Consider the following 7,133-nt stretch of genomic DNA (forward strand, 5'->3'; position numbering starts at 1 on the left):
CGATCTGTAAGTGATGGCAGCGGACGGCACGCGAACGCCTTCCGCTGATCGACTCCGATCAATCCTCTTCTTCAGCCTGCTCGCGGCCGCGTTGGCGAGCTTCAGCTTCCCAGCGCGCTTCCTCGATCTGTTCGAGCACGCCGTCGACATCCGCCGCACCTTCGGGGAAGGTGAATTCACCGGTGAGCACGCTGTCCGGCCGCAGTTCAGCGGCTTCGAACAGCGCCCAGATCTCGTGGGCGAACCAGGTTTTGCGCAACTCCGGTGCTTGGCGGCCGCAGTAGGCGGTGATGTTCTCGACATCACGCGCCAGCATCCGGAAAGCGTTGTTGTTGCCGGAGGCATCGATCGCCTGCGGCAGATCGATGATCACCGGGCCATCCGGCCCGAGCAATACATTGAACTCGGATAGATCGCCGTGGATCAGGCCGGCGCAGAGCATGCGCACGATCTGATTCATCAGGAAGGCATGCCAGGCACGCGCTTCGTCCGGCGTCGGCGTCACATCGTTGAGACGTGGCGCCGGTGCGCCGTTGCCATCGTCGACCAGTTCCATGACCAGCACGCCGTCGAAATAGCCATGCGGTTTCGGCACCCGCACACCTGCCGCTTCGAGCCGGTACAGCGCGTCGACTTCCGCGTTCTTCCAGGCTTCTTCCTGCTGCTTGCGGCCGTGCTTGGAGCGTTTGCCCATCGCTCGCTGGTCGCGGCTGCCGCGGGCGCGGCGACCTTCCTGATACTCGGCGAGCTTGTGGAAGCCGCGCTTCTCGGCTTCCTTGTAAACCTTGGCGCAGCGGATGATCGCGCCACAGGCGACGACATAAACCGAGGCTTCCTTGCCGCTCTTCAGAGGGCGGATCACCGCGTCGATGATGCCGTCTTCGATCAGCGGTTCGAGGCCGCGAGGGATTTTCATCGCTCATTGTGAACGATCCGCCGAGCCGATTTGGATATCCACTGACTATCGAACGGGTCCGAAGCACCGCGCAGACCGTTATTCTTCGCCGCCCGACCGCAAGGTCATTCCCAGGACACAACACGATGATCACCACACCATCCGGCTTGCAGTACGAAGACACCATCGAGGGGACCGGCGCCGAAGCCGCGGCCGGCCACAAGGTCAGCGTTCATTACACCGGCTGGCTGTACAAGGACGGCGTTGCCGGCAAGAAATTCGATTCGAGCAAGGATCGCGGCCAGCCGTTCGCGTTTCCGCTCGGCGGCGGCCGCGTGATCCGCGGCTGGGACGAAGGCGTGCAGGGCATGAAGGTGGGCGGCACCCGTCGTCTGGTGATTCCGTCCGATCTCGGCTACGGCGCCAGCGGTGCCGGCGGCGTGATTCCGCCGAATGCCACCTTGCTGTTCGAGGTCGAACTGCTCGGCGTCTGATCGCCCAGCCTCGCCCCGGTTTTGCCACCCGATCGGGTATGGCGTTGCCGGGAGCGGCCCGCGAGTCTCGGCACACTACAAAACAGCGAGGAGCAGCGGCATGCGCAAGAACATCGAATTCAGGACTACCGACGGCGTCACCTTGCGCGGCTGGCATTTCCTTCCGGATGGCGTCAGCGGCCCGGTGCCGACCGTGGTCATGGCACACGGCTTTTCGGCGACCAAGGAAATCTTTCTCGACAAGTACGCCGAGCTGTTCGCCCAAGCCGGCATCGCCTCGCTGGTCTACGACCATCGCAACCTCGGCGCCAGCGATGGCGAGCCGCGCCAGGAGATCGATCCCTGGGCGCAGATCAACGGTTATCGCGACGCGATCACCTTCGCTGAAACCCTGCCGGAAACCGATGCCTCGCGGATCGGCGTGTTCGGTTCCAGCTACAGCGGCGGCCACGTGCTGGTGGTCGGCGCGATCGATCGTCGCGTGAAGTGCGTGGTGTCGCAGGTGCCGCTGGTCGATGGCCCGCGCAATGCGCAACGGGTGATCCCGGCCCATCTGATGGCCGGCATGCGGGCGATGTTCGATGCCGATCGTCGCGATCGCTTCTTCGGCAAGCCGCCCGTGCGTCTGCCGGTGGTTTCCAATGACGGCAGCCCCTGCGCCCTGCCGACGGCCGACAGTTACGAGTTCATGGTCAACGTCGCTGGCCGGGCCACCGACACCTGGATCAACGAAGTGACCTTGCGCTCGGTCGAGATGTTCATGGAGTACGACCCCGGCGCCTATATCTCCCTGATCAGCCCGACGCCGCTGCTGATGCTGGTGCAGCGCGAAGATCATCTGACCATTGCCGATCTCGCACTGGCCGCCTACGAAGAAGCGCGTCAGCCGAAGAAGCTGATCACCATGCCCGGTGGCCACTTCGCGGCTTACATCGACAACTTCGCCACCGCCGGCCCTGGCGCGCGCGACTGGTTCGTCGAGCACTTGCAGCCAACGCAGTAATCGGCTCGCCAGGACCATCGATCCGGCGAGCGCTACCGGCCATTTCCGGTCAGCGCCGCTGGTTCGCTGCAGCCGCGCGTTCGTCGTGATCGAGCATCCAGCGGTGGTGGACAGGCGCAGTCTTTCGCTCACACCGGCCATCCCGCGCCGGGCCGCCAAGGAGTGAAGCCATGATGATTTCGATCGCCGCATCCCGCGCCCTGCGCGCCGCCGCCGAACGCCAGCGCGAGCAGCAGACCGGCCAGCACCCTCGCCTCAAGGCACCGTCGATTTCCGGCCAGCAGCCGGCCGCCAACACGCCGTCCCGTCAGGGCTCATCGCGTTAAGCCGACACCGGCACGCAGCAGAACTTCTCCTCATCACCAAGCCCGGTACTGACAAGCCAGTGCCGGGCTTCTTCGTATCCGGAGCATCCGAGATCAAGAAGCTTTGAGCCCTGCTTGCTACCGGCTGATTGCCCTGTACAACTCGTCAGCACGCCAGTCCCGCCGGCCGCCGCGCTCGGCCGCTTTCACCAACGCTACCAGCGCCGCATTGACTGGCGCTTCCCGTCCCAGCTTTGCCGCTAGCTTCACCACTTCGCCGTTGATCCAGTCGACTTCGGTGCTTCGTCCGGCTTCAAGATCTTCCCAGGTCGATGAGCGCGCCAAGGGGTCGATCGCCACCATCTGTTTCGCCAGCCGCGTGAACAAGAAGTCCGGCACCGACAGCAGCATCGGCAGCCATTGCGGATTGACCTTGGTCAGTCGGGTCAGCGGAATGTCCGCCGCCTTCAGCACCGCCAGAGTTTCGCGCTGCGCCGCGGCCAGACACCGCCTGAATCCGCGTTGCGACAACTCTGCCTTCAACGGCAAACCGCTCAGTGCATTGATCGCATTGTTCAGGTTCAGCAGTAGCTTCGACCACTGCACGGCGCGCATGTCGGCGTGCTGAATCAAGGGCAGACCGCAGCGCTCGAAAGCCGGCAGCAGCGGTGCAAGCGCAGCGTGCGCCTGTACCGCCAGCGCGCCATCGGAGCCGTGATGGAAACGTCCCTGCCCGCGTGCCAGCACGTTGAACGGCACCATGCCGGCAAGCACCGTCACCGCTGGCAAATGCGCTCGAAGGACTTCCGCGTTGCCGATGCCGTTCTGGAAACTGATCACCAGCGCACCAGGCTTCAGCCGCAGCGCCAATTCCCGCGCGGCCTGTGCAGTTGCCGCCGACTTCACCGTGACCAGCACGACATCGGCCGTGCGAACCGCGTCGGGATCGACATTGAAGCGCGCGGTTCCGGGGGCGACCCGATGCTCGGCCCCATGCAGATCGGTACTCAGCAAACCGTACTGCGCCAGCTCGTCGCGGATGCGTGCACGGCCGACGAAGTGCAGGCGCGCGCTGGTCGCAAGCAGGCGACCACCGAGATAGCAGCCAACGCTGCCGGCGCCGTAGATACAGATTTCCGGCTCGTTACCACTTTTCACAGCACCCGGCACGCGTCCTCCTCTCGCTCGGTTCGCAGGCGGGTCTGTCGCCGCCGATCGCGGCCCGATCATAGGGGACTTCAGCAAGCGCGATCGACGGCTGCTGCCGCCGCTAAACCGGCATTTGGCATACCACGTGCATCCCCGGTGCAGCGGCCCTGAATCAACTCGGCTGACAGCACAGTGTTCGTCGGAGGAAGGTATGTCTTATCGCCGCACTCGCCTGATCGCAGCCCTGATCGGCACCAGCCTCGTCACTGCCTGCGCGCCGCTGGTGCCGCAGCGCGGGCTCGATCACAAGCCGCAGGCCGAACTCGATGCTGCGGCGCGCATCGCGGTGTTCCCGGTCGGCGGCAGTGCGCCGCCGGCCTCGGCAGTGGTAGTTGGCCCGGTGGAAGCGCATTCCTGCCAGTTCTGGGAGTTCGCTGATTCGGCCAGCCCTGAAGACGCGATCAAACGTCTGCAGTTCGCGGCGCTGGAAAAGGGCGCCAACGGCATCATCGAAGAGAGCCACGCCAAGGACGAAAAGAACCGCTGGGCCAGCCGTTGCTGGGAAAGCTACGTGGCGCGCGGCACCGCGGTGAAGTTCGATGCTGCAGTTCCGCTGGCAGCCGCTGCTGCCCCGCTGGCTGCAACGTCGGCGGCCACCGCCGTCTCCACAGGTTCTGTCAGCACGCTTGTCGCCGCTGGCGAAGGACGTACGGAGCTGATGGACTGGATTCGCCGTCTGGCGATCCCCCGCGGCAACTTCATCGCTCGTGGTCCAGCCGACGGCAATCTCGACTGGATCGGCATCGATGCCGAGATCGGTGCCTGGCAGGTACAGCTACCGCGCGCCACGGGCAGTGCCGCAGCCAGCAGCAAAGTCACCGACAGCGGGATCGCCCTGGTCCCGGGCATCAGCCGGCTGACCCTCAGTTCGCGGCAGCTCGGTTACGAGATGACCGCCTCGTGGACATACACCGCAGCTGGCACCTGGGAGATGGGCGACCGGCTGCTGCGCCGGCTTTAAGACTCAAGCAGCGCTGAACAAACGTGCCGCATAGACACCCAGGCCGCGCGCCACGCTGGCGAATGGATCGCCGTTGACCGCGTCGGCTTTCGCGAATGCAGCGGACAGCGCCTCGCGCAGCGCACGGATGCCGGTTGAGCCGCCGGTGAAATAGATCGCATCGATCGCTTCCGGTGTCAGGCCCGCGTCGGCGACCGTGGCGACTGCGGTCTGCACGATCTTGTCGATGGCGACTTCGATCGCACGCGCCAGCAGCTCGCCGTCGACGTCGATGCCGAGCCCTGCTTCGATGAAGTCGAGATCGAGACGCGTGCTGCCGCCCTCGGCGACCTGCACCTTGGCGTCTTCGACGAGGCCGGCGATGCGATGCCCCTCGCGCTCGCGCAGCACCTTCATCAAGCGCTGATGGTGCACGGCCTGGTCGTAGAAGATGTCCAGGGTCGCGGCACTGGCCAGCGCCTTGCGCGTGTACAGGAAGTTGATCTGGTGCCAGGTCGACAGCTCGAAATAGATCTGCGACGGCACCTGCTTGCCGCCTCGCCCGCGCGCGCCGAGGCCGAGGCAGGTCATCGCCGAACGCAGGCTCAGGTACTGATCGAAATCGGTGCCGGCGATGTGGATGCCGCCGTTGGCGAGCACGTCCTCGCTGCGATCGAGGCGTTGCGCGCGCTCCGGCCCGAGACGAACCACCGAGAAATCCGAGGTGCCGCCGCCGATGTCCGCAACCAGCACCAGGCGGTCGCGATCGAGCGTGCGTTCGTAGTCCAGCGCGGCGGCGATCGGTTCGTACTGGAAGCGCACATCGCGAAAGCCGACCGCTTCGGCCAGCTCGCGCAAGGTGGTTTCGGCGAGTTGGTCGCGCTCCGGATTGTCATCGACGAAGTGCACCGGCCGGCCGAGCACGACGTGGCTCAGTTCGCCGCCAGCAGCTGCTTCGGCACAGCGCTTCAGGTGATTGAGGAAACGGCTGATGATGTCGCGATAGGCCACTGGCTGGCCTTCGATGATCGTCGTCTCGTTGATCAGTTCGCTGCCGAGCAGGCTTTTCAGCGAGCGCATCAAGCGGCCGCCATAACCGGCCTGGTATTCGCTGATCGCCTGGCGGCCGTAAGCGACGTGATGCTCGTCGGCGTTGAAGAACACTGCGGTCGGCAGGGTCTCTCGCTCGCCTTCGAGCGGCACCAGATGTGCACCTTCGGACCGGTTTTCAGCGGTGCCGATGCAGACGGCGGAGTTCGAGGTGCCGAAGTCGATGGCAGCGTAGGAAGTCATGGCGGGCTACGGGTGATGCCACGCAACGAGCCTTGCGGCCCGGCGCGGAAAACGGCCGCGCAGTTTACCCGCCCTGAGGTCGACTGCGATGACGGCTGACCGGACGCAGGCCGCTTACACTCATCCGACGATGACCCAGCCCGACCCGACGCCGCTCAGCCCGAAGAAACTGCACCTGAGCAAATGGACGGCGGCGCAGCCGGCGAACAAGGAAAAGCACTTCATCGTCATCAAAGTGATCGAGCCGGAACCGCCAGCGACGATGATCACCGACATCGAACTTCAGGCCGTGCATTCCGGCCGCGTGCAGGTCCTGCCCTGGCGTGCGCTGACCGATCCTGCAGTGTGGCGTCGCGGCTGGCTCTGAATCGTTCCGGATCTGACGGAACGGCAGGCACAAAAAAGCCGGGGCATCTCGCGATGCCCCGGCCCTTTCAAGCAACTTCAGACAGCTTCAAGCGATGTTGAAGCGATCGCTTAGAAGTCGCCCATGCCGCCCATGCCGCCGCCGCCAGCCGGCATCTGCGGGCCTTCGTTCTTGGCCGGCAGTTCAGCAATCATCGCTTCGGTGGTCAGCAGCAGCGCTGCAACCGAGGCGGCGTTCTGCAGCGCCAGACGGGTGACCTTGGCCGGGTCGATGATGCCGGCTTCGATCATGTCGCCGTAGGTGTCGTTGGCGGCGTTGTAGCCGTACGAATCCTTGCCACCGGCAACCTTGTTCAGCACGACCGACGGCTCGCCGCCGGCGTTCTTGACGATCTGACGCAGCGGCTCCTGGATCGCGCGGTGCAGGATGCGGATGCCGACCGTCTGGTCGTCGTTTGCGCCCTTCAGCTTTTCCAGCGCCTTGGCAGCACGCACGAGGGCCACGCCGCCGCCGGCGACGATGCCTTCTTCAACGGCCGCACGGGTGGCGTGCAGCGCATCTTCGACGCGAGCCTTCTTTTCCTTCATCTCGATCTCGGTGGCAGCGCCGACCTTGATCACGGCAACG

At 65.0% G+C, this 7,133-nt stretch carries 9 protein-coding genes; 5 read left to right on the forward strand and 4 right to left on the reverse strand.

The window, feature by feature from the left end:
• Positions 1-58 precede the first annotated feature (58 nt).
• Entirely contained in the window at positions 59-916 is an 858-nt protein-coding gene (locus QZY06_RS04500; protein ID WP_295680752.1) for a PA4780 family RIO1-like protein kinase, read from the reverse strand.
• A gap of 125 nt (positions 917-1,041) precedes the next feature.
• Between QZY06_RS04500 and QZY06_RS04505 the strand changes: the two genes are divergently transcribed.
• From QZY06_RS04505 to QZY06_RS04515, 3 genes are all read left to right on the forward strand, one after another.
• Positions 1,042-1,389 (forward strand): FKBP-type peptidyl-prolyl cis-trans isomerase, encoded by a 348-nt coding sequence (locus tag QZY06_RS04505; RefSeq protein WP_295680755.1) that lies wholly within the window; start codon positions 1,042-1,044, stop codon positions 1,387-1,389.
• 100 nt (positions 1,390-1,489) lie between these two features.
• On the forward strand, positions 1,490-2,392 hold the full coding sequence (locus tag QZY06_RS04510) for an alpha/beta hydrolase (protein WP_295680758.1): 903 nt from the start codon (positions 1,490-1,492) through the stop codon (positions 2,390-2,392).
• Between the two features lie 170 nt (positions 2,393-2,562).
• Positions 2,563-2,718 (forward strand): hypothetical protein, encoded by a 156-nt coding sequence (locus QZY06_RS04515; protein WP_295680761.1) that lies wholly within the window; start codon positions 2,563-2,565, stop codon positions 2,716-2,718.
• 117 nt (positions 2,719-2,835) lie between these two features.
• On the opposite strand, the gene QZY06_RS04520 is transcribed toward QZY06_RS04515, so the two are convergent.
• Entirely contained in the window at positions 2,836-3,867 is a 1,032-nt protein-coding gene (locus QZY06_RS04520; RefSeq protein ID WP_295680764.1) for a 2-dehydropantoate 2-reductase, read from the reverse strand.
• A gap of 190 nt (positions 3,868-4,057) precedes the next feature.
• Between QZY06_RS04520 and QZY06_RS04525 the strand changes: the two genes are divergently transcribed.
• Entirely contained in the window at positions 4,058-4,867 is an 810-nt protein-coding gene (locus tag QZY06_RS04525; protein WP_295680767.1) for a hypothetical protein, read from the forward strand.
• Between the two features lie 3 nt (positions 4,868-4,870).
• On the opposite strand, the gene QZY06_RS04530 is transcribed toward QZY06_RS04525, so the two are convergent.
• Positions 4,871-6,139, reverse strand: coding sequence for an Hsp70 family protein (locus QZY06_RS04530; protein WP_295680770.1), 1,269 nt, complete (start codon positions 6,137-6,139; stop codon positions 4,871-4,873).
• 130 nt (positions 6,140-6,269) lie between these two features.
• Between QZY06_RS04530 and QZY06_RS04535 the strand changes: the two genes are divergently transcribed.
• Entirely contained in the window at positions 6,270-6,506 is a 237-nt protein-coding gene (locus tag QZY06_RS04535) for a TIGR02450 family Trp-rich protein (RefSeq protein WP_295680772.1), read from the forward strand.
• Positions 6,507-6,616: 110 nt separating this feature from the next.
• Here QZY06_RS04535 and QZY06_RS04540 read toward each other — a convergent pair.
• A partial coding sequence (locus QZY06_RS04540; protein WP_295680775.1) for a TCP-1/cpn60 chaperonin family protein occupies positions 6,617-7,133 on the reverse strand: 517 nt, incomplete at its 5' end.

It is taken from the genome of uncultured Nevskia sp. (assembly GCF_903885465.1).
In the GTDB taxonomy this organism is placed as follows: domain Bacteria; phylum Pseudomonadota; class Gammaproteobacteria; order Nevskiales; family Nevskiaceae; genus Nevskia.

Excerpts from the sequence above, each read along its gene's own strand:
- QZY06_RS04500 (WP_295680752.1), bottom strand. The coding sequence starts at position 916 with ATGAAAATCCCTCGCGGCCTCGAACCGCTGATCGAAGACGGCATCATC.
- QZY06_RS04505 (WP_295680755.1), top strand. The coding sequence starts at position 1,042 with ATGATCACCACACCATCCGGCTTGCAGTACGAAGACACCATCGAGGGG.
- QZY06_RS04510 (WP_295680758.1), top strand. The coding sequence starts at position 1,490 with ATGCGCAAGAACATCGAATTCAGGACTACCGACGGCGTCACCTTGCGC.
- QZY06_RS04515 (WP_295680761.1), top strand. The coding sequence starts at position 2,563 with ATGATGATTTCGATCGCCGCATCCCGCGCCCTGCGCGCCGCCGCCGAA.
- QZY06_RS04525 (WP_295680767.1), top strand. The coding sequence starts at position 4,058 with ATGTCTTATCGCCGCACTCGCCTGATCGCAGCCCTGATCGGCACCAGC.
- QZY06_RS04530 (WP_295680770.1), bottom strand. The coding sequence starts at position 6,139 with ATGACTTCCTACGCTGCCATCGACTTCGGCACCTCGAACTCCGCCGTC.
- QZY06_RS04535 (WP_295680772.1), top strand. The coding sequence starts at position 6,270 with ATGACCCAGCCCGACCCGACGCCGCTCAGCCCGAAGAAACTGCACCTG.